The organism is Leisingera sp. JC1 (genome assembly GCF_001679925.1).
GTDB lineage: Bacteria > Pseudomonadota > Alphaproteobacteria > Rhodobacterales > Rhodobacteraceae > Leisingera.
The window spans coordinates 115,596-136,501 of sequence record NZ_LYUZ01000001.1; the positions used below are offsets into that span (position 1 = coordinate 115,596).

Here is a 20,906-nt window from a genome sequence, read left to right on the forward strand (position 1 = left end):
AATGCCGCTCCGCGCTATGCCCAACTGCTAGCGAAGTGCCATCGGGCGGGTCTTCAATGAGCATGAGGGGGCCGCTGGCTTAGACCAGACCGGCTTCTTCAAGCAGGTGACGCACGTTTCTTTCCGGGCGCGGGCCGATGTGCCGGATCACCTCGCCCGCGCAAATGCAGCCCATGCGGGCGCAGATTTCCATGCTGCGGCCGGTGGCCATGCCAAACAGGAACCCTGCGGCGAACTGGTCGCCGGCACCGGTAGCATCTACCGGTGTGATCATCTCCACCGGTACATCGATGCGCACTCCTTCGTTCAGTACGGTTACGCCATCTCCGGACCGGGTGCAGACCACCAGCGGGCAGATCGCGGCGGTCTTGGCCAATGCTTTCTCCAAGTCATCGGTCTCGAACAGGGCGCGGATTTCATCCTGGTTGCCGATCACAAAATCCAGCTCCTCGCCGATCAGAGTCAGGAAGTCTGCGCGGTGGCGTTCGACGCAGAAAGGGTCGGAGATAGAAATGCCGACCTTGCCGCCGCCTTCGCGGCAGCTGCGTGCGGCTTCCAGAAAGGCTGTCTTACCCTTGTCCTTGTCGAACAGATAACCCTCCAGGAACATGATCTGCGCTTGGCCGGCCACGTCCTGCGGCACGTCTGCTGAACTCAGATCGGACGAAATGCCGAGGTAAGTGTTCATCGACCGTTCGCCGTCCGGTGAGACAAAAATCATCGACCGCGAGGTCGGTTGCACGTCCCCTGAAACGGGCGCATTCACAAAACCGACGCCCTCATTGTTCATCGCATCGGCATAGAATTTTCCAAGCGCGTCGTCACGGACCCGGCCGATGAAGGCGGCCTCGAGACCCAGCGCGCCGGCCCCTGCGATGGTATTGGCGACCGAACCGCCCGGAGTCAGGACCCGGTTTCCCATTGCCGCATACAAATCTTCGCAGCGGTCGCGCTCAATCAGCTGCATGATGCCTTTTTCGATGCCTTGTTCAGCCAGGAAATTGTCCTCGCACTGTGCAATCACATCCACCACGGCATTGCCGATGCCGACGAGCTGGTAGGTTTTGGTCATGGTCCCTCCCCGGGGATTTCCAAAGCGGTGTCAATCGAAGCGACTATGCCGCTCAAAAAGTTTACAGATTCTTGTCTTCGAACATGCAGAGGTCGCGGATGATGCAGGTTCCGCACATCGGTTTTCGCGCCTTGCAGTGGTATCGGCCATGCAGGATCAGCCAGTGATGCGCGTGCTGTTGGAAATCCGCCGGGATATTATCTTCCACCGCGCGTTCCACGGCATCCACATCCTTGCCCGGCGCAATACCGGAACGGTTTCCAACACGGAAAATATGCGTGTCCACGGCTTGTGCAGGCTGCTTCCACCACATGTTCAGAACCACATTGGCGGTCTTGCGGCCCACACCAGGCAACGACTGCAAAGCCGCACGTGAGTTCGGGACTTCGCCGCCGTAATCGTCGAACAGGATCTGCGACAGCTTAATCACATTCTTGGCCTTGTTGCGGTAGAGGCCGATTGTTTTGATGTGCTCAATCAGCCGCTCTTCACCCAAGTCCAGCATTTTTTGCGGGGTGTCGGCGATCTTGAACAGTTCGCGGGTCGCCTTGTTGACACCGGCGTCGGTTGCCTGCGCTGAGAGCGCCACCGCAACCACCAGAGTATAGGCGTTGACATGCTCCAGTTCGCCCTTGGGTTCGGGCTCTGCTGCCTGGAACCGCGTAAAGATCTCGCGCAGGGTGTGATAATCAAGTTGCTTTGCCATCGCGCGCTATATGTACAGAGCAGGTGCCAAAGAGCAATTGAAATTGCGCCGTTCCTGATCCCGGCCCTTGCCGTTAGGAAAACCCGCAAGTTCCGGGTCGATTGAATGGGCTGGTCGGTCTACTTTGGAGCCACACATTTAAAACAGGCTGGGCCGATGAATATCGAAGCGAGGGAAAACACCTACCACTATGGCGTCATGCGGCGGGCGATTGAGTTGATCGACGATGGTGGTGAGGATCTTACCCTGGAGCAGCTGGCTGCCCGCATGGATATGAGCCCTGCGCATTTTCAGCGTTTGTTTTCTGCCTGGGTTGGTGTGTCCCCCAAACGCTACCAGCAGTACCTCCGCCTGGGTCATGCAAAGGCGTTGCTGCGGGACCGCTTCACTACGCTGGAGGCGTCACACGCGGTCGGTTTGTCCGGATCAGGCCGGCTGCACGACCTGTTCCTGCGCTGGGAGGCGATGAGCCCAGGCGAATATGCCCGCAATGGAGAAGGCTTGCGGATTTTCTGGGGCTGGTTTGACAGCCCCTTTGGACTGGCGCTGGTTATGGGTACCGAGAAGGGCATCTGCGGACTGGCATTTGCTGCCGAAACCGGCGCCGAACCCGCAATGGCCGATATGCGCGCCCGCTGGCCTCAGGCAGAGTACACTGAGGATCCCATGGTGCTGAGGCCTTTGGCAGAAGCGGCGTTCGCTCAGAAAGGCGAGACCGCGCTGCATATGATTGGCGCGCCCTTGCAGATCAAGGTTTGGGAAGCACTGCTGCGCATCCCATCGGGCCATGTCACAACCTATTCCGAGCTGGCTAGCGCTATCGGCTCCCCCAAGGCGGTGCGCGCTGTTGGCACCGCGGTGGGCCGCAACCCGGTCAGCTGGCTGATCCCCTGCCACCGCGCGTTGCGCAAGTCCGGTGCGCTGGGCGGCTATCACTGGGGACTGCCGGTCAAGCGCGCGATGCTGGCTTATGAGGCCGCGCGGGACGAGGAGGAGGCGGCAGGCGGTTTACAGGCCGCCGGATAAAAAGCCGCTCCAGCAGACTTGGTTCTGGCGGTCTTGCGGCCAATCGTTCCTCATAGCGTTTGCGCGCTTCTTCGCGATCAATCTCATAGGGGGCAGGTGTAGTCCGCTGGCTGTCCCAGCGGTCCAGGCCCAGCGTGATCATCACTATCCAGTCGTAGCTCAGCATTGGCTCTCTCCTCTTTAGGGGATTCAAACCAAAACTCTGCTGACAGGCTCTTGTCAGTGGCATGTGCTAGAGTGTCAGCAGAATGTCACTGGAGCTCCGCCTATGCCTCGTACTGGCCGCCTGTTCGAAATCATCCAGATCCTGCGGTCTGCCTCCGCTCCGGTGCGGGCAGAGGACCTCGCCGGGAAGCTGGAGGTTTCCAAGCGCACCATCTACCGGGACATTGCAGCCCTGCAGTCGATGCGCACGCCGGTGGAGGGTGAAGCTGGCATCGGCTATATGCTGCGCAAGGGCTATGATTTGCCGCCGCTCAATTTCGACGAAGAGGAATTGGAGGCGCTGCACGTAGGGCTGGCGATGCTGATGCGCACCGGGGATGGTGCTCTGCAGAAGGCAGCGGAGCGGGTGAGCCACAAGATCAAGGATGTGCATGCCACCGCCGACTGGCTGCAGGTCGCCCCCTGGGGCGCGCCGCTGGATGACCCGGAGCAAGGTTGCGTGTCCAAAGCACTGCTGCGCCAAGCCGTGCGGGAAAGCCGCAAGCTGCATTTGACCTATTTCAGCCCGGAAAGTGGCGAAAGCTGCCGCACACTGCGGCCCTTGGCACTGATTTATCACATCGAATGCACGATGCTGGCTGCCTGGTGCGAGCTGCGCGGCGGGTTTCGGCATTTCCGCACAGACCGGATGCTTGCAGCGGAACTGCAGGAGGCGGATTTTGCTGCGGAGGCCGGGTCCTTGCGTAAACTTTGGATGGAACAGGAAGGCTGGAACTTCGCTTTTGCGCCTTGAACACCCCGGGTTCCGCAGGTTTTGCGCGGTATTCCGCCGAACTTGAAGCCCTTTGGCTTGAGAACGGGGCCCTGCGCCCCGATATTCCAGCGGACTGCCGGGTGTCGCCCGGACCTTGGAAACCAGAAGGCAATTTAAGATGCAGATGAAACTCACTACGGCTGGTATTGTCGCCGCAACCCTGGCTCTTGGCGCCTGTACCGATCCTGCAACTATCGGTACTCAGGGCAGCAACACGCAAAAAGGGGCGGTTCTGGGCGGTATCATCGGTGCGGGTGTCGGGGCCATAGCAAATGACTCTGATCGTGGCCTGGGTGCCGTGACCGGCGCGCTGGTTGGTGCGACCGCTGGCAGTGTGATCGGCAATCAGCTCGACGCGCAGGAACGCGAGCTTCGTCAAACGCTGGCCAACGACGACATCACCATTGTCAACACCGGTGACCGGCTCATCCTGTCGTTCCCGAATGACCTGACCTTTGCAACGGACAGTGCTTCGGTTTCTCCGGCGGTGCAGGGCGATCTGCGCCGGGTTGCCGACAGCCTCGTGCGCTATCCCAACAGCATTGTGCAGGTGATCGGACATACCGACAGCGATGGCGATGCAGGGTATAATCAGGGCCTGTCCGAGCGCCGCGCCAATGCGGTGGCGGATCAGATCCAGGCAGGCGGGGTTCCCTACAACCGCCTGCGCATCGTCGGCCGGGGTGAGAACCAGCCGGTTGCGTCTAACCTGACGCCGGAAGGCAAGGCGCAGAACCGCCGCGTCGAAGTGGTGGTAATCCCGCAGGCGGCCTAAGCCGGAGCCGGTTGAGAAGTATGGCAGCCCGTCCCGTATAGGGGCGGGCTGTTTTCATTCAAACAGCGGCAGGGTTACGCAACGCTGCACATGGACTGCGCGGGTATGGCTGTTTCATGCTGATGTCGGCCTCATACATGATGGGGGCAACGCCAACGCGAACAGAAGGAACCCACCATGGCTGATCCTGTCCTGCTGACAATTTCCGGCTCGCTGCGCCGCGAGGCCACCAACCGCAAGCTGCTGGCCGAGGCCGCGCGGGTGTTTGGGGCTGCGTCGGTCTTGGAGGGTGATCTGAAAATGCCGCTTTACGATGGCGACGCAGAAGCGGAAGAGGGTATTCCGCCTTCAGTTCAAGTGCTGGCCGGTCAGATCGCGGCAGCGGATGCGATAGTGATCTCGACACCAGAATACAACAAGGGGCCTTCGGGGGTGCTGAAGAACGCGCTGGACTGGGTGAGCCGGACCGAGGGCAACCCATGGGCAGACAAACCTGTAGCAGTGATGTCCGCGGCGGCTGGCCGCGCTGGGGGAGAGCGCGCGCAGATGATCCTGCGCGGCTTCCTGGTGCCATTTCAACCGCGGCTGATTACTGGGCCGGAAGTGCATCTCGCTGGTTCCAGCAAGGAATTTGACGAAAGCGGACGGCTGACGAGCGAGCACTACGAGGCCACATTGACCAAACTGATGCAGAAGCTGCGGGCCGAACTGGCGGCGTAGGCACGGTAAAGCAGATCCTTTGAGCAGTACGGCGGGCAGGGGGCTTTTACCCCTCGGCCAAACAGCCCTTACCCACAGAGAGTTTGGGGCCGGAAAGAAGCTGTCCGGTTACAGATTGTCTTCAACACTGAAGCCATGCGGGATGCAGTCCCGGTTCTCAAGCAACAGGTCCGCCATTACGTGAGCCGCTTTGGGGGCCATGCCAAAGCCGATCTTGAATCCGCCATTGGCAATGAAGTGGTCCTGGAGTCCGGGCCAGGCGCCAAGCATCGGGGCCCGGGACTTGGCACGGGGGCGCACACCGGCCCAGCGTTCAATCACCTCGGCCCCGTGCAGCACTGGCACCGCCGCGCGGGCGCGTTCGATCACGTCATCAAGCTGTCCGTCGGTGGAATTGCCCTCGTCGAACTCCCGCTCGCTGGTGGACCCGATTGCAAGGGTGCCATCCGCGTGCGGGATGATGTGCAGGCCGTCGGCATAGAGCTGCGGTACCTCGCCTTCATGAAAGCGCAGGAGCGCGGCCTGGCCCTTGACGCCGCCGCCAATGGTTTTGCCGAAAACCTCGTTCAGCTCCAACAAGCCGGCGTAGCCCTTGGCGTGCACTACCTTGCCTTGATCGGAGGCTTCGGGCTGCAGCTCCACCCCCATGACCGCAAGGGCGGAAACCAGCGCAGCGCAGGCGCGGCGGGGATGCATGCGGGCGCTGAGGGTGTCATGGATGACATAGCCGGTGGCGCTGGGCGGCACCCAGGGGCCGAGGCTGTCCGCCTTGCAGACGGTCCATTCGGCCTCACCCTTCCATAACTCCTGTGCCGAGATTTCACGGCTGCGGGCAAGTTCCAGAGTGCGTTCGTCGTTGACCGGTTGCAGGCGCCCGGTGCGGCCGTAGCCGGGGGAGACGCCACCGGTCGCTTCAACCGCCTCCCAGAAACCTTCTGCCATCAGGAGGCTCTCGAACTGGAACTGCTTTTTAGGGTTCCAGTTCTCCGGCACATGCGGGGCCAGGGCGCCAACCAGGCCGCCGCTGGAGCCGGCCCCTGCGCCGTACGGGTCCACCACCTGCACGCGCGCGCCGCGGCGGGCGCAGAGCCAGGCGATTGACAGGCCGAATATGCCCGCCCCGCGCACTGTTACATCTGCCATTGCCATTTCGGTATCCTTTCGCCAGTGTCGCGCCGTTCCAGACACTTACTTAGGGGATTATAGCATGGCAGACCAGCAGGCCCGCCTCAGCTGGCGCGATGGCACCGTTCCGGTGTCGGATCTGTTCGATGATCCCTATTTCTCTATCCAGGACGGGCTGGCGGAGACGGAGCATGTGTTTCTGGCCGGTAATGGCCTGCCTGAACGGTTCGCTCCCGGTTTTCACATTGCCGAGCTAGGTTTTGGCACGGGACTCAACATGCTGGCGGCTTGGCGTGCCTGGGAAGGTGCCGGGCAAACTTGCCCGCTGCGCTTCACCAGTTTCGAGGCTTTCCCGATGGCGCCTGCCGATATGGCCAAGGCGCTGGAGGCGTTCCCGTCGGTGGCCCCCTGGGCGGAGCGGTTTCTGGCAAAATGGCAGGGAACAGGAGCCTGCGATCTGGGCAGTTTGCAACTGGAGGTGATCCAGGGCGACGCGCGAGTGTCGCTGCCCGAGTGGACAGGGCAGGCAGATGCCTGGTTTCTGGACGGGTTCTCTCCGGCCAAGAACCCTGAGTTGTGGGGGGAAGCACTGATGGCGGAGGTTGCGGCGCATACCGCACCCGAGGGCTCGGCGGCGACCTACACAGCGGCGGGTTTTGTCCGCCGCGGGCTTGAGACGGCAGGATTTGAAGTGACCCGCATCCCTGGCTACGGGCGCAAGCGGCATATGACAAAGGCGGTACTGCGATGAGCATGGTTCCACAGGGCAAAAGCCTGCCCCAGCCCCGGGTTCAGCAAAACAATGTCCCGCTGGGCATCCTGCTAATGATCGGTGCCACCATTGTCTTTGCCTTGCAGGACGGTATCTCACGTCACCTGGCGGGCACCTACAACACTTACATGGTGGTAATGGTTCGCTACTGGTTCTTTGCCGCGTTTGTGGTGTTCCTTGCCGCCCGAGCACCGGGAGGGATCAAGGAGGCCGCGCGTACGGATCAGCTGTGGCTGCAGATCTTCCGAGGCGTGCTGCTGGTCGGTGAAATCTGCGTCGCGGTTTACGGGTTTACCGTTCTGGGCCTGATCGAGAGCCAGGCAGTGTTCATCTGCTATCCGCTGCTGGTCGCGGCGCTGAGCGGACCGGTGCTGGGCGAGAGCGTCGGCTGGCGGCGCTGGGCGGCGATTGGCGTGGGCCTGATCGGCGTGCTTATCATTCTGCAGCCGGGTATGGGCGTGTTCAACCCGGCCGCGGTGATCCCCTTTATCTCGGCGCTGATGTTTGCCGTTTACGGGCTGGTAACACGCTACGCCGCGCGCAAGGACAGCACCGCCACCAGCTTCTTCTGGACCGGGATTGCCGGCATGGTCTTCATGACGGCTATCGGTATCTGGTTCTGGGAGCCGATGAGCCAGGGTGACTGGTTCTGGATGGCGCTGCTGTGCGTTTCGGGCGTGACCGGCCACTGGTTGCTGATCAAGTGCTACGAGATGGCCGAAGCCAGCGCTGTGCAGCCCTTTGCTTACTTCCACCTGATCTGGGCTGCGATGCTGGGCATGGCGGTGTTCGGTGAGGTGATCCGCACCAATGTCGCCATCGGTGCGGGTATTATCATCGCGGCAGGGCTGTTCACCTTATGGCGCGAACGCGTGAAGGGTTGAGCCCTTCAGTTCCTTGGAAAACGGCACCGGCAGAGGTGTTTTACCCAGCCGGGCGCGGTAGACCGGCAGGCTTTCAGTGACCCGCATCACGTAGTTGCGGGTCTCGTTGAATGGAATGTGCTCAATCCAATCTACGATGTCAGGATCTCCGTCCCGCGGATCGCCATAGCGTTCCATCCATGCAATGGGACGGTGAGGGCCGGCATTGTAACCAGCGGCCATCATCACCACGTTACCGCGGAACTTGCCTGCCAGCCCCGCCAGATAATTGGCGCCCAGCTTTGCATTGTAGTCCCATTCCGCCGTCAGGCGGGACGTCTTGTGGTTTGCCAGGATGCCCAATTCCGTTGCCACCAGCTTGGCTGTTGCCGGCATCACCTGCATCAGGCCGCGCGCACCGGCGTGGCTGATGACTGCGGGGTCGAATTCGCTTTCGCGCCGGGCAATGGCCAGGGTCATTTCCTCCGCCATCGGCAGCTGGTGTTTGGCGACCGGATGCAAGGGGTAATACGCACCTTCAAGCTCTACGCCGCCGCGGGCAGCACGCTTGGAGATCATGACAGCCAAATGCGGCTGGTCCATATCCACCGCCATCTGTCCCAGCTGCCGGGCTTGCACCGGCGGCAGGGTTTCCACCAAGTGGGTCAGGAAGCGCTCGGCCAGCGCCAGATCACCGGCCTTCAGCAGCATCAGCCCGGCCTCCGTTACAGAGGACTGCATGAAAGCCGCTTCGCGCCAGTCAGGCATTGGCGCCGGTTTCACCAGGGCCGGATCAAAGGGGCGTCCCAGTTTCTCAGCGGCCAGAAGGCCGTAGAAGGATGTCTGGTACTCCGCACCTTTGGCGTATGCTTCATGTGCCTTGTCTGCCTCTCCCACTGCGGCATAGGCCCGGCCCAGCCAGTAACCGCCTCTGCCGATGGAGATCGGGGTCTCGACCGAGGCGAGGAAGTGCTGGAAATGCACGGCGGCGAGTTCAGGATCGCCTAGTTTCTGCAGAGCGATGTAGCCGGCCAGCCATTCGCAATCGGAATACCCATAGCCGTCCTCCGGCGAAGAGAAATGATAGGCAGCGAGCTGGTAGGCGCGCTCATGATCGCCGTCGCGCATCACCTGCCGCGCCAGATCACGGCGGCGTCGCAGCCATTTTCCTGGTTCACCCAGCTTTTCGGCGCTGGTGCTGCGGTCCATAAGCATTTCGATGGCGCTGTCCTGCAGGCGTTTTCGGTCGCGCCAGGCAAAGCGGTCATAGGCAAGGCCGGCCGCGCCTTGCAGGCGGTCCGGAACCGCTTCGATCTTAGCGTCTACGCCAGGTGCGCGTTCTTGCAAAGCGATGCGGGCTTCTGCCAGCTTACGCTCACCCTCCGGCACTAGCGGCAGCATGCGTTTGGAGCTGACCAGATGATCCTCCCACAAGAGCCTGTCCAGCCGCGCGGTATGGTGGGGCTTCAGCAGCTTGCCGAAGTCCCGCAGATAGAGCGTCTGGATGGCGCTGCCCATCGCCATGGTGCGCCAGGCCAGCACGATCTCAGCCTCGCCGTCGCCGCGGCGCCCGGCTGCAATCAGCGCCTTGCCCAGGCTCAGCGCACCTTCGGCGGTTTGCGGGCGTTCGTTGGCATAGAAGGCCAGAATGGTTTCGCGCCCGGTGGCAGCAATGGTGCCCTCGTTCTGGCCGCGCAGGTAATCCAGCCCGGGCCAGTCCGGCCGCCGCTGCAAAAACGCCATCACATCCCCGGCAGAGCCAAGCCCGGCCCGCAGCCGGTGCCATTCGATGATATCGCGCGCGACACTTTCCTGCCTGCCCGCTTCGCGCGCTGCGTCTTCCCATTTCTCGGCCCGCATTAGGTCGAGCGCAGTTGTCAGATCGCGTGCCTGGGCAGGCACCCCGGGCAGGGCCGCCGCAATCAGCAGAATAAGGGCCAGGATGCGTGTCATCTCTTGCATTTTCCAACGGTCCGGGGATAGAGGCTTGAACGTTACTCATTGGCGTGCCGGTATCAACTCAAATCACCGGCATTCCGTATCTTGACGGCGGCGGATTGCCGCCTGCACCTGCAGCGAAGGGAGCGTGCCCATGTTCAAAGGCTCTATGCCAGCACTCGTTACCCCGTTTTCGAACGGTGAGCTGGATCTGGATGCGCTCAAACGTCTGGTGGAATGGCAGATTGCCGAAGGTTCGACAGGGCTAGTGCCGGTCGGGACCACCGGTGAAAGCCCGACCTTGACCCACGAAGAGCACGAACTGGTCATCGCTGAGACGGTCAAGGCAGCGGCCGGCCGGGTACCGGTAATCGCGGGTGCAGGCTCCAACAACACCGTCGAGATGATTCGCTTTGTCGAGTTCGCCAAGAAGGTCGGCGCCGATGCGGCGCTGGTTGTGACCCCGTATTACAACAAACCGACCCAGCGCGGCATGGTTCAGCACTTCCAGGCCGCCCATGACTGCGCGGATTTGCCGATCATCATCTACAACATTCCGGGCCGTTCGGTTGTCGACATGACGCCTGTGACCATGGGCGAACTGGCAGAGCTGCCGCGCATCATCGGGGTGAAAGACGCGACCGGCGATCTGGCCCGAGTCAGCCAGCAGCGCGCCGCCTGCGGCAAGGATTTCGTGCAGCTGTCCGGTGAGGACGCCACCGCGCTGGGCTTCAATGCGCACGGCGGTGTCGGCTGCATTTCGGTGACCGCAAACGTCGCGCCCAAGCTCTGTGCCGAATTCCAGGCTGCCACTCTGGCAGGCGACTACGCCAAGGCTCTGGAGTATCAGGACAAGCTGATGCCGCTGCATGAGGCGATCTTCATCGAGCCGGGCCTGGCGGGTGCCAAGTACGGCCTGTCCAAGCTTGGCATGTGCAGCGAGGAGGTCCGCTCGCCGCTGACCACGCTGGAGAACAGCACTAAGGCTGCCATCGACGCGGCTATGGTGCACGCGGGCTTGCTTTAATATTTGCCTGCAATTGGAAATAGCAGGGGCGGCCTCCAGAGGAGTGCCGCCCCTTGGCTTCTTTGCGGTTCGAAACATTCCGGTGTGAATTGCCCCGAAGAGGCAAGAGGGGCAGGCCCCGTCAGTCCAGAGCACCCGCCAGATGCCGTGTCTTGTTCGGATTGCGGGTCACATAGATCTTCGAGATCCTGCCATTCGTGATTTCCAGCGATGTTGCTTGCAAGATGCCGTCCTCTGCTTGATTCAGAACTGCCGGGAGGCCGTTCAGGTGGCAATACCGCCAGCGCTTCGGAAGCGTGTTGGCGAACTTGCGTGCGATGCCTGCCATGAACCGCAGCACCTTGTCCCGGCCGTAAATCGGATTGAGGGCAGCCATCGCCTTGCCGCCGCCGTCTGAGATTAGCTGCACATCCTGCGCCAGAAGCTGTGTGAGGGCCTCTGTGTCGCCGGTTCTGGACGCACGGAAGAAAGCCTCGGTTATTTCCCGGCCCTGCTCCGGGTCAGAGGGGCGCTCTGGCCGCAGTTCCTGCACTTTGCGCCTGGCGCGGGCAGCCAACTGGCGGCAAGCTTCGCGAGAGCGATTCAGCGCGGTGGAAATATCGTCATAGGAACCGTCGAAAATATCATGCAGCAGGAAAGCAGCGCGTTCCAGCGGCGACAAGGTTTCCAGTGCCAGCAGCAGGGCAACCGAGACGTCATGGTCCAGCTGTTCGGTTGCGTCCTCGGTCAGCAGAGGTTCCGGCAGCCATTCTCCGGGATACGTCTCGCGCCGCACCCGGGCCGATTTCAGCTGGTCCAGGCACAGCCGTGTGGTGATCCGCAACAGATAGCCTGTGGGGTCCTGCACGTCCTTTCGGGGTGCTGTCTGCCAGCGCAGAAACGTATCCTGCAGGATGTCTTCGGCGTCGCTGACCGTGCCGAGCATCCGGTAGGCGGCCGCAAATAATCGCGGCCGCGCTGTAAGGAACGCGACGGTTCCTTCTTTCGTTTCATGAGCTGTCACGCGGCGTTTGCCTCCTTAGCGGCAGGATGCGGAGTGCGGAAGCCAATTGCAATGCGGTTCCAGGCGTTGATGGCGCTGATCAGCAGTGTCAGAACCACTTGCTCACGCGGGGAGAAGAGTTTGGTCACCTCTTCATAGTCCTCGTCCGGCGCACCGGATGTTTCCACCCGCGTCAGCGCTTCGCACCAGGCCAGCGCGGCGCGTTCCCTCTTTGAGTAGAGAGAGGATTCCCGCCACGCATTCAGCAATTGCATCCGATCTTCGCTTTCGCCGTGGGCGCGTAGGTCGTGGCTATGCATGTGGATGCAGAAGGCACAGCCGTTGATTTGCGAGGCCCGCAGTTTCACCAGTTCTACAAGACTGTGTTCAAGGGTGCTGTCCTTGAACAGTTTTTCCTGTTCCAGCATTGGCTGAAACAGCTCAGGTGCGATGGCAAAATAATCGAGGCGTTGTGTCATGGGTCTGTTCCTTTCTGATCACTTCAGGAACAGGACGAGGCAGCCAAGGCGTTTGTGACACCCACGGCAAAAATTACTTCAAAAAGTTGGGGCGCCCTATCGGCGCCCCGGAATACATCAGCGTTTGCCGTAGTAGAGGCCCACTACATGTTCGGCTTGGGCAAAGAAAAGCCAGCGCGAGGTGGCTACGCCTGCGAGATGCGACAGCACCGCAAGGGCGGCAAACACATGTTTGATCACAAAGCCCTGGACCGGGGTCAGGATCAGCAGAAGCGGCAGGGCAAAGCCGAGGACAAAGGCAATCATCCGCAGTTTGTGCGCGTGCTTGCGGCCGACTACATGCACGAACTCGCGCAGGAGGTAGTTGGAACCGGTGTGCGGCGGCTCAAATGCGCGCACGGAACCGCGGCCGCCAAGGCCGGTGGCAGTGCCCAGGTTGGTACCGGAAGCTTCCAGCGCCTTGTCACCCTTGGCCCAATAAGCCAGCTGCACTGCGCCTGCGATGGCGAGCAGCCAAGGCGCCAGGCTCTCAGCACCGGCCAGCAGAGCACCGCCCGCCAGGCTGAAGGAGAGGAACATCACTGGTGTCAGCTCCATATTCCAGCGCGGGATGGTCTTCAGCTGGGTGTAGATCATCGAGGTGGTGAAGACGGTGGCGAGGCTGAGCGCCGCACCGATCCAACCCAGCAATGCCCATTGGCTGTCTATGAACACTGCGCCAATCGCGTAAAGCCCCATGACGATCAGGGCGCCCACGGCGCAGACCCCCTCGCGGCTGAGCCAGCTGGATTTCCATTGGGTCAGGGCGCGCCAGGCGCGTTCCGGGTGGCCGAGGTGGAAGGTGGAGGCCAAGAGGCCGCCGCAAGCCAGGCCAAAGGCGAGGGCGTAGAACACAAAGGCCACCATGCCGGTCACCGCTGGCTGGCCAAGGCCAAGGAAGAACAGCAGGCCAAAACCCAGCCCCGACAGGGTAGTGAAGATGATGACTGAGGGTGCGGGATGCATCAGTTCGCTCCTCCCGGAAGTTTGTCGAGAGCCTTGTCCAGCCAGCCCATGAAACCTTGCGGCTCTTCGGCGACCGGTGCCAACAGCGGGGCGAGGATGTCGATTTCCTCTTCGATGGTGTCTTTGGGTCGGGGCGGCAGGTATTTGTTCACCGGCTTAGTGCCCATTTCCGGCATCAGGTCCATGCCGCCGCGCTCTGCCACCAGTTTTGAGACATCGCTGTCCGGGTCGCCCAGATCGCCGAAATGGCGGGCACCTGCGGGGCAGGTCCGCACACAGGAGGGGATGCGGTCCACTTCCGGCAGGTTCTCGTTATAGATCCGGTCGACGCAGAGGGTGCATTTTTTCATCACGCCCTCGGCCAGATCCAGCTCCCGCGCGCCGTAGGGGCAGGACCAGGCGCACAGGCCGCAGCCGATGCAGTGGTCCTCGTTCACCAGCACGATGCCGTCCTCGACGCGCTTGTAGCTGGCGCCGGTGGGGCAGACGGTGACGCAAGGCGCGTCCTCGCAGTGCAGGCAGGACTTGGGGAAATGGATCAGCTGGGCATGGCCCTGTTCTGGCTGCACCTCATAGGAGTGCACCCGGTTCAGGAAAGTGCCCGACGGGTCGCTGCCATAGGGGTTTTGGTCCGACAGCGGCGCGCCGTAGTTTTCCGTGTTCCAGCCTTTGCAGGAGATCACACAGGCGTGGCAGCCGACGCAGGTGTCCAGGTCGATGACCAGACCCATCTTGCGGTCTGTGGAGTTGGGTAGCTCGGTCATTTGCCTACTTTCCACTTCAGTTCTTTCGGGCCGGTGCCGACCGGGGATTCCTGCGCCGGGAAGGCCGGCTGGCTTTCCTGCAGGTCAGATGGCGCGTCGGCCTTTTCGATTTTGACTTTGAGGTCGAACCAGGCCGCCTGACCGGTGATCGGGTCCGAATTGGCCCACCGCATACCATCGCCCTTGGCGGGCAGCAGTTCGTGGATCAGGTGGTTGAGCAGGAAGCCCTTGGTGGCTTCCGGTGCATCCTCCTCCAGCGCCCAGGCGCCCTTGCGCTTGCCGATGGCATTCCAGGTCCAGACGGTGTTGTCGTTGAGCGCCGCCATCTCCATAACCGGCACGGTGATTTCGCCGTGCGGCGAGGTGACCTTGGCCCAGTCGCCGTCCTGCAGCCCATGCTCGCGCATCAGCTTGGTCGGAACATAGAGCGGATTGCGGCCATGCAGCTGGCGCAGCCAGGCGTTTTGGGTGCCCCAGGAGTGGTACATCGCCATCGGGCGCTGGGTGAGCGCGTTGACGGTGAAGCCCTCGTTGCCTTGCTGGTCAGTCTCGTACCAGATCGGCAGTGGGTCCATCACGTCCTTGACGCGCTGGCGCAGATGCTCGGGCGGCTGGCGCTCGCCATGGCCTTCGGCGGCCAGCTGGAACTTGCGCATCGGCTCGACATAAAGCTGGAACAGGTAGGGCTGCGGGCTGTCATACAGCCCCATGCCCACCGCCCAGTCCTGATAGGCGGTGTTCCAGGGCTTATAGTAGTCCGCGCCTTCCGGAATGTGGGCGACGTGGAAGCCGCCGTTTTCGATGTACTGGTTCAGCTGCTCCGGGTTTACTTCACCGCGGCCGGTTTTGCTGCCGTCTTCACCGCGGAAACCGGACAAGGGGCCGATGCCCGGCTTGCGCTCGTGGTTGACGATGTAGTCGGCGTAATCCTTCCACTTCGCTGTGCGGTCCTCATTGGTGAAACCCGGCAGTTTCATCCGGTTGGCCAGCTGAATCAGCACAGTCTGGAAGCCGCGCACGTCGCGGTCCGGTTCGATCACCGGCCAGCGGATCGCATCTGCTGCGGCGTCCGCCTCGCAGATCGGGCGGTCCAGCAGCGAGATGCAGTCGTGGCGTTCCAGATAGGTGGTGTCCGGCAGGATCAGGTCGGCAAAGGCCACCATTTCGGAACTGTAGGCGTCCGAATAGATGATGTGCGGGATCTTGTAGTCGCCGTTTTCATCCTTGTCGGTCAGCATCTCCATCACACCCTTGGTGTTCATGGAGGAGTTCCACGACATGTTGGCCATATACATGAACAGCGTGTCGATCTTGTAGGGATCGCCGGCATGCGCATTGGAAATCACCATATGCATGAGGCCATGGGCCGACATCGGGTTTTCCCAGGTGAACGCCTTGTCGATCCGCGCCGGGCTGCCGTCTTCTTTCAGCGCCAGATGCTCCGGTCCGCGCACAAAACCCAGGTGCGGGCCGTCCAGCGGGGTGTCGGGCGTGGCCTTGCAGTGGGGGGTTGGGTGCGCCTCAACCGGCTTGGGGTAGGGCGGTTTGAAGCGGAAGCCGCCGGGAACCTCGACAGTGCCCAAGAGGATCTGCAGCACATGCAGCGCGCGGCAGGTCTGGAAGCCGTTGGCATGCGCCGATACGCCGCGCATCGAGTGCATGGCCACCGGCCGGCCGATCATCTTGGTATGTTTCTCGCCGCGGAAGTCGGTCCACTCGTGGTCCAGCTCAAACGCCTCGTCAAAGGCGACACGGGCCAGTTCGCCCGCGATGGCGCGGATGCGCTTGGCCGGGATGCCGCATTTTTCCGCGACGGCTTCGGGGGCATATTCGTCCGCCAGATAACGCTCGACCATCTGGTGGAAGACCGGGCGATGCGTGACGCCGTCCTTTTCGTAGACCGCCGACAGGTCCGGGCGCACGCCGGGCTGGTCGAAGGAGGTCAGCTTGCCGGTGTTGCGGTCGATCACCAGCATCTTGCCGTCACCGTCGCGCAGGAACAGGCCCTTTTCTGGCCCTTCCTCGGCGTTGATCAGCACCGGCGCGTTGGTGTAGCGGCTGAGGTAGTCGAGGTCGATCTTGCCAGCCTTCATCAGCACATGGATCAGTGACAGGATGAACAGTCCGTCGGTGCCGGGGGTAATGCCGACCCAGTCGTCCGCAACCGCGTTGTAGCCGGAGCGGATCGGATTGACGCCGATCACCCGCGCGCCGCGCTTCTTGATCTTGCCGATGCCCATCTTGATCGGGTTTGAGTCATGGTCTTCCGCGACGCCGAACAGCAGGAACAGCTTGGTGTGGTCCCAGTCGGGCTGGCCGAATTCCCAGAAGGCGCCACCCATCGTGTAGATGCCCGCAGTCGCCATATTGACAGAACAGAAACCGCCGTGCGCTGCATAGTTCGGTGTACCAAAGCTTTGCGCCCAGAAGCTGGTGAAGCTTTGCGATTGATCACGGCCGGTGAAGAAGGCCAGTTTTTCCGGAGCCTCGTGGCGCACCGGTTCCATCCAGCCCACTGCAATCGCCAGCGCCTCGTCCCAAGTGATTTCCTTGAACTGGCCTGATCCGCGCGGCCCGGTGCGCAGCATCGGCGCCTTCAGGCGAGACGGCGCGTTGACCTGCATGATCCCTGCGGACCCTTTGGCGCAAAGCACACCCTTGTTCACCGGGTGGTCGCGGTTGCCCTCGATATAAGCGACCTTGCCGTCCTTCATATGCACGTTGATGCCGCAGCGGCAGGCGCACATGTAGCAGGTGGTCTTGCGGATCTCGTCCGAGACCTTGGGCGAGGTGTTCAGGATTGGCTGCTGGTGGGTCATTGGCGGGTCCTGTTGGGAGTTTCGGGCGACCGTATGACGGAATGCCTCAATTTGGGAATAGTGTTCTTCGAGAGTTCGGGCTTTTGGAACATTTGTTCAAAATTCCGGATGCTTGGCGTCTGCAGCCTGCAGAATGGTGACGGCGATGATCTGGGTCACGTCCTCGGCGCTGCAGCCGCGCGACAGGTCGTTGGCGGGTTTCGCCAGCCCCTGCATTACCGGGCCGATGGCAGAATAGCCGCCCAGCCGCTGGGTGATCTTGTAGCCGATGTTGCCTGCGTCCAAGTTTGGAAAAATCATGACGTTGGCCCGGCCTGCAACAGTGGAACCCGGCGACTTGCGTTCACCGACCGAGGGGACAAACGCCGCGTCGAATTGCAGCTCGCCATCGGCGGCCAGCTCCGGATTCGCCTCCCGGAACAGACCCAGGGCCTCGGTCACCTTGTTCACCGCCGGGTGCTTGGCGCTGCCCTTGGTGGAGAAGCTGAGGAAGGCCAGTTTCGGGTCTACCCTGAGCAGCGCGCTTGCCGATCGGGCCGATGCGGCAGCGATGGAAACCATCTCGGCAGGGTTGGGATTAATCACCAGTCCGCAGTCGGAGTACAGCATCGCGCGGGCGCCATCAGGCGCGCCTTTTGGCGGGTACATCAGGAAAAAGGAAGAGACCATGCCCGCATCTGGCGCCATGCCGATCACCTGAATTGCGCTGCGCACCACGTCGCCGGTCGTGTGAACGGCACCGCCGACAGTGCCGGTTGCATAGCCCAGGCGCACCAGCATGGCAGCATAGACCAGAGATGTTTCAGCGGCGGCGCGGGCATTGGCCTCATCCACGCCCTTGTGTTTTCGCAGTTCATAGTACTCGGCGGCAAAGTCGGCAGTCAGGTCAGAGGTGGCCGGATCATGGACAGCAACTCCCTCGCTTGTTTCAGATCCCTCGGCTCGCAGCGCAGCTTCTACCTCGGCCTGCGGGCCAACTAGAATTACATCCGCAATGCCTGCTTGATGCGCTGCTAGGGCGCCTGCCACTACACGCGGGTCGGTACCCTCGCTCAGTGCGACAAGGGGTCGGGTTGCCGGGGCTTCGGCCTTCAGCAGTTCGAACGGGGACAAGGTCTGGGTCACGAGGGTCAGGTCCTGTAACAGCGGTTTCGGTGCAGGGCCGGGAGTCAGAACGCCAGCCGCGCGATATTGATCAGTGAAAGCGCGGTCAGCATCAGAACCACCGCGCGGCGGAACAGCTTTTGCGAGACCGCCTTGAAACTGTGGGACCCGGCCCAGATGCCGAGGCCCAGAATGGGAAAGGCCAGCAAGATGCCCGTCAGGGTTTCCGGTCCAACTAGTCCGTTTGCGGCCATAACCGGCAGCGCCATCAGGTCGATGCCGGTCAGGAACACGATCATCGTGGCCCGGAACACCGCAGGCGGAACCGGCTGCGCGGTCAGAAAGGCCGCCACGGGCAGGCCTCCGACGCCGGCGCTGTTGGCAATGCCTGCAATGGCACCTACGCCCACATTTCCATTGCGTCCCACAGGGCGCTTCAGCTGCCAGCCGCTCAGCAAAACCAGGCTCAGCATCAGAATCAGGCTCGAGATTGCCAAGCGGGCCTCCTGTTCACCAAGCCGTGCCATGATGGCGATGGCAGGAACAGTTGCGATGGCAGCCCCGGCCAGCAGGGCAATGGCCCGGCGCCAGTCGATATGCGGGCGTATGTCACGCGCTTGGAAAGCGGTCATGGCGATTTCGCAGGAAAAGACCACTGGAATCAGCGGCAGCGGATTGGTGGTGAGGGCCGCCAGAATGATGAAGATCGCGGAGAATCCGAAGCCGGAAAAGCCCCGGATGACGGCCGCCGCGAACAACGCGGCGGCCAGATAGAGCCCCTGGCCCATAGAGAGGTCAAAGGGCAGGGGCATTAGGTTCAGACCTTTTGCGGACGCATGTCGTCCTTGCTGATGCCTGCAACCTGAACCGGCTTCTTCATCGCGTCGCGGCGGAAGGGCTCCCCCAGTTCCTGGTTGATCATCGCTTCGATCAGGGTGGTGATGCCTTTCTTCTGGTCTTCACAGGCCTGGCGCAGGGCGTCGGTCAGCTCTTCCTGAGTGCGGGCAACCACACCTTTCAGGCCGCAAGCATTGGCGATCCCGGCATAAGACACTTGGGTGTCCAGCTCGGTGCCGACAAAGTTGTCGTCGAACCACAGGGTGGAGTTACGCTTTTCCGCGCCCCACTGGTAGTTGCGGAAGACAACCTGGGTCACGGCGGGCCATTCTTCGCGGCCGATTGCGGTCAGTTCGGTCACTGCGATGCCGAAGGCGCCATCGCCGGAGAAGCCGACAACCGGAACGTCCGGGCAGCCGATTTTCGCGCCGACAACCGCCGGCAGGCCATAACCGCACGGGCCGAACAGGCCCGGGGCCAGGTACTTGCGGCCTTCCTCAAACGACGGGTAGGCGTTGCCGATGGCACAGTTGTTGCCGATGTCGGAGGAGATGATCGCATCCTTCGGCAGGCCGGCCTGGATCGCACGCCACGCACGGCGGGGCGACAGCCAGTCAGGCTTGGCAGCGCGGGCACGCTCGTTCCAGGTGGTGCCGGGATCGTCCTGCTCGCTGTCCATCGAGGACAGTTCCTGCGCCCAGGAGGACTTGGTGTGTGCGATCAGCGCCTTGCGCTCTTCGCGGCCCTCGTCGCCTGCAGTGGCGGAGAGTTTTTCAAGGATGGTGTCGGCTACCTGCTTGGCGTCGCCGACGATGCCGACAGTGACTTTCTTTGTCAGGCCTATGCGGTCCGGATTGATGTCAACCTGGATGATCTTGGCGTCGGTTGGCCAGTAGTCAATGCCGTAGCCCGGCAGGGTCGAGAACGGGTTCAGGCGGGTGCCCAGGGCCAGGACGACGTCCGCCTTGGAGATCAGTTCCATGCCGGCCTTGGAGCCATTGTAGCCCAGCGGGCCTGCAAACAGCGGGTGCGAGCCCGGGAAGGCGTCGTTGTGCTGGTAGCCAACGCAGACCGGTGCGTCCAGACGCTCGGCCAGGGCCATCGAAGACGGGATCGCGCCGCCGATAACAACGCCGGCACCGTTCAGGATGACCGGGAATTTTGCGTTCGACAGCAGCTCGGCTGCTTCGTTCACCGCGTCGGTTCCGCCTGCGGGGCGCTCAAAATCGACAACAGCCGGCAGGTCGATATCGACGACCTGGGTGAAGTAGTCGCGCGGCACGTTGATTTGGGCCGGGGCAGAGTTGCGCTTGGCCTGCATGATCACGCGGTTCAGAACCTCGGCCATACGGGACGGGTCGCGCACTTCTTCCTGGTAGCAGACGCAGTCGGCGAACATGCGCATCTGTTCCATTTCCTGGAAACCGCCCTGACCCATGGTCTTGTTCGCGGCCTGCGGGGTAACCAGCAGCAGCGGGGTGTGGTTCCAGTAGGCGGTTTTGACAGCGGTCACAAAGTTGGTGATGCCGGGGCCGTTCTGCGCGATCATCATCGACATCTTACCGGTGGCGCGGGTGTAGCCATCCGCCATCATGCCGCCGGAGCCTTCGTGTGCGCAATCCCAGAAGGTGATGCCCGCCGGCTCAAAGATGTCGGAGATCGGCATCATGGCCGAGCCGATAATACCAAAGGCATGCTCAATGCCGTGCATCTGAAGCACTTTGACGAAGGCTTCTTCGGTGGTCATTTTCATGGGTCTTGCTCCTGAGTGAGACGCATAATCCGCCCGGGCCAGAGTGCCGGGAGTTGACTCTGGTTTAGGGGGCGCTGGGGTGTCCGGTTAGGGCCAGTTCGCGCGCTGGGATAGGTCCAAAACTGGACTTATGAAAATAGCCCAAAGGTTTTTTCACATA

At 62.0% G+C, this 20,906-nt stretch carries 19 protein-coding genes; 7 read left to right on the forward strand and 12 right to left on the reverse strand.

Annotation, left to right across the window (positions count from 1 at the left end; translation table 11 throughout):
* Window positions 1-79 precede the first annotated feature (79 nt).
* Together A9D60_RS00570 and nth are read right to left on the reverse strand one after the other, a co-directional pair.
* A complete protein-coding gene (locus A9D60_RS00570; protein WP_065265795.1) occupies window positions 80-1,072 on the reverse strand; it encodes an adenosine kinase in 993 nt (330 codons plus the stop codon).
* A gap of 61 nt (window positions 1,073-1,133) precedes the next feature.
* Window positions 1,134-1,778, reverse strand: a complete 645-nt coding sequence (nth, locus tag A9D60_RS00575; protein ID WP_065265796.1) for an endonuclease III — start codon at window positions 1,776-1,778, stop codon at window positions 1,134-1,136.
* Between the two features lie 156 nt (window positions 1,779-1,934).
* Here nth and A9D60_RS00580 point away from each other — a divergent pair, with 156 nt between their 5' ends.
* The 4 genes from A9D60_RS00580 (at window position 1,935) to A9D60_RS00595 (ending at window position 5,278) form a co-directional block, all read left to right on the forward strand.
* A complete protein-coding gene (locus tag A9D60_RS00580) occupies window positions 1,935-2,804 on the forward strand; it encodes a methylated-DNA--[protein]-cysteine S-methyltransferase (RefSeq protein WP_065266051.1) in 870 nt (289 codons plus the stop codon).
* 268 nt (window positions 2,805-3,072) lie between these two features.
* Entirely contained in the window at window positions 3,073-3,762 is a 690-nt protein-coding gene (locus A9D60_RS00585; protein ID WP_065265797.1) for a helix-turn-helix transcriptional regulator, read from the forward strand.
* Window positions 3,763-3,901: 139 nt separating this feature from the next.
* Window positions 3,902-4,558, forward strand: a complete 657-nt coding sequence (locus A9D60_RS00590) for an OmpA family protein (RefSeq protein ID WP_083194054.1) — start codon at window positions 3,902-3,904, stop codon at window positions 4,556-4,558.
* Window positions 4,559-4,735: 177 nt separating this feature from the next.
* Window positions 4,736-5,278 (forward strand): NADPH-dependent FMN reductase, encoded by a 543-nt coding sequence (locus tag A9D60_RS00595; RefSeq protein WP_065265798.1) that lies wholly within the window; start codon window positions 4,736-4,738, stop codon window positions 5,276-5,278.
* Window positions 5,279-5,386: 108 nt separating this feature from the next.
* Here the strand turns inward: A9D60_RS00595 and A9D60_RS00600 are convergent, their stop codons facing one another.
* Window positions 5,387-6,427, reverse strand: coding sequence for an NAD(P)/FAD-dependent oxidoreductase (locus tag A9D60_RS00600; RefSeq protein WP_065265799.1), 1,041 nt, complete (start codon window positions 6,425-6,427; stop codon window positions 5,387-5,389).
* A 58-nt stretch (window positions 6,428-6,485) separates the two neighbouring features.
* On the opposite strand from A9D60_RS00600, the gene mnmD reads away from it, so the two are divergent.
* Window positions 6,486-7,154, forward strand: coding sequence for a tRNA (5-methylaminomethyl-2-thiouridine)(34)-methyltransferase MnmD (gene mnmD / locus A9D60_RS00605; RefSeq protein WP_065265800.1), 669 nt, complete (start codon window positions 6,486-6,488; stop codon window positions 7,152-7,154).
* Window positions 7,151-8,059 carry a DMT family transporter gene (locus A9D60_RS00610; RefSeq protein WP_065265801.1) on the forward strand — a complete coding sequence of 303 codons (909 nt, stop codon included), beginning with the start codon at window positions 7,151-7,153 and terminating at the stop codon, window positions 8,057-8,059. The genes mnmD and A9D60_RS00610 overlap by 4 nt, the downstream gene beginning before the upstream one ends.
* On the opposite strand, the gene A9D60_RS00615 is transcribed toward A9D60_RS00610, so the two are convergent.
* Complete coding sequence (locus tag A9D60_RS00615) at window positions 8,033-9,991, reverse strand: lytic transglycosylase domain-containing protein (RefSeq protein ID WP_065265802.1); 1,959 nt, start codon at window positions 9,989-9,991, stop codon at window positions 8,033-8,035. The genes A9D60_RS00610 and A9D60_RS00615 overlap by 27 nt on opposite strands.
* Window positions 9,992-10,130: 139 nt before the next feature.
* Between A9D60_RS00615 and dapA the strand changes: the two genes are divergently transcribed.
* Window positions 10,131-11,003, forward strand: coding sequence for a 4-hydroxy-tetrahydrodipicolinate synthase (dapA, locus tag A9D60_RS00620; RefSeq protein ID WP_065265803.1), 873 nt, complete (start codon window positions 10,131-10,133; stop codon window positions 11,001-11,003).
* A 121-nt stretch (window positions 11,004-11,124) separates the two neighbouring features.
* Here the strand turns inward: dapA and A9D60_RS00625 are convergent, their stop codons facing one another.
* From A9D60_RS00625 to xsc, 8 genes are all read right to left on the reverse strand, one after another.
* Window positions 11,125-12,006, reverse strand: a complete 882-nt coding sequence (locus A9D60_RS00625; RefSeq protein ID WP_065265804.1) for a sigma-70 family RNA polymerase sigma factor — start codon at window positions 12,004-12,006, stop codon at window positions 11,125-11,127.
* Complete coding sequence (locus tag A9D60_RS00630) at window positions 12,003-12,464, reverse strand: carboxymuconolactone decarboxylase family protein (protein WP_065265805.1); 462 nt, start codon at window positions 12,462-12,464, stop codon at window positions 12,003-12,005. Before A9D60_RS00630 ends, A9D60_RS00625 begins: the two co-directional genes overlap by 4 nt.
* A 117-nt stretch (window positions 12,465-12,581) precedes the next feature.
* Window positions 12,582-13,469, reverse strand: coding sequence for a dimethyl sulfoxide reductase anchor subunit family protein (locus A9D60_RS00635; RefSeq protein WP_065265806.1), 888 nt, complete (start codon window positions 13,467-13,469; stop codon window positions 12,582-12,584).
* A complete protein-coding gene (locus A9D60_RS00640) occupies window positions 13,469-14,233 on the reverse strand; it encodes a 4Fe-4S dicluster domain-containing protein (RefSeq protein ID WP_065265807.1) in 765 nt (254 codons plus the stop codon). Before A9D60_RS00640 ends, A9D60_RS00635 begins: the two co-directional genes overlap by 1 nt.
* Window positions 14,230-17,052: a molybdopterin oxidoreductase family protein gene (locus A9D60_RS00645; RefSeq protein ID WP_065265808.1), complete on the reverse strand. Its 2,823-nt coding sequence runs from the start codon at window positions 17,050-17,052 to the stop codon at window positions 14,230-14,232. The genes A9D60_RS00640 and A9D60_RS00645 overlap by 4 nt, the downstream gene beginning before the upstream one ends.
* Window positions 17,053-17,148: 96 nt before the next feature.
* Window positions 17,149-18,177, reverse strand: coding sequence for a phosphate acetyltransferase (gene pta, locus A9D60_RS00650; RefSeq protein ID WP_254656599.1), 1,029 nt, complete (start codon window positions 18,175-18,177; stop codon window positions 17,149-17,151).
* Between the two features lie 44 nt (window positions 18,178-18,221).
* Window positions 18,222-18,968 (reverse strand): sulfite exporter TauE/SafE family protein, encoded by a 747-nt coding sequence (locus A9D60_RS00655; protein ID WP_065265809.1) that lies wholly within the window; start codon window positions 18,966-18,968, stop codon window positions 18,222-18,224.
* 5 nt (window positions 18,969-18,973) lie between these two features.
* The gene (gene xsc, locus A9D60_RS00660) at window positions 18,974-20,746 is read right to left on the reverse strand and encodes a sulfoacetaldehyde acetyltransferase (protein WP_065265810.1); all 1,773 of its coding nucleotides are present in this window, start codon (window positions 20,744-20,746) and stop codon (window positions 18,974-18,976) included.
* Window positions 20,747-20,906: the final 160 nt, after the last annotated feature.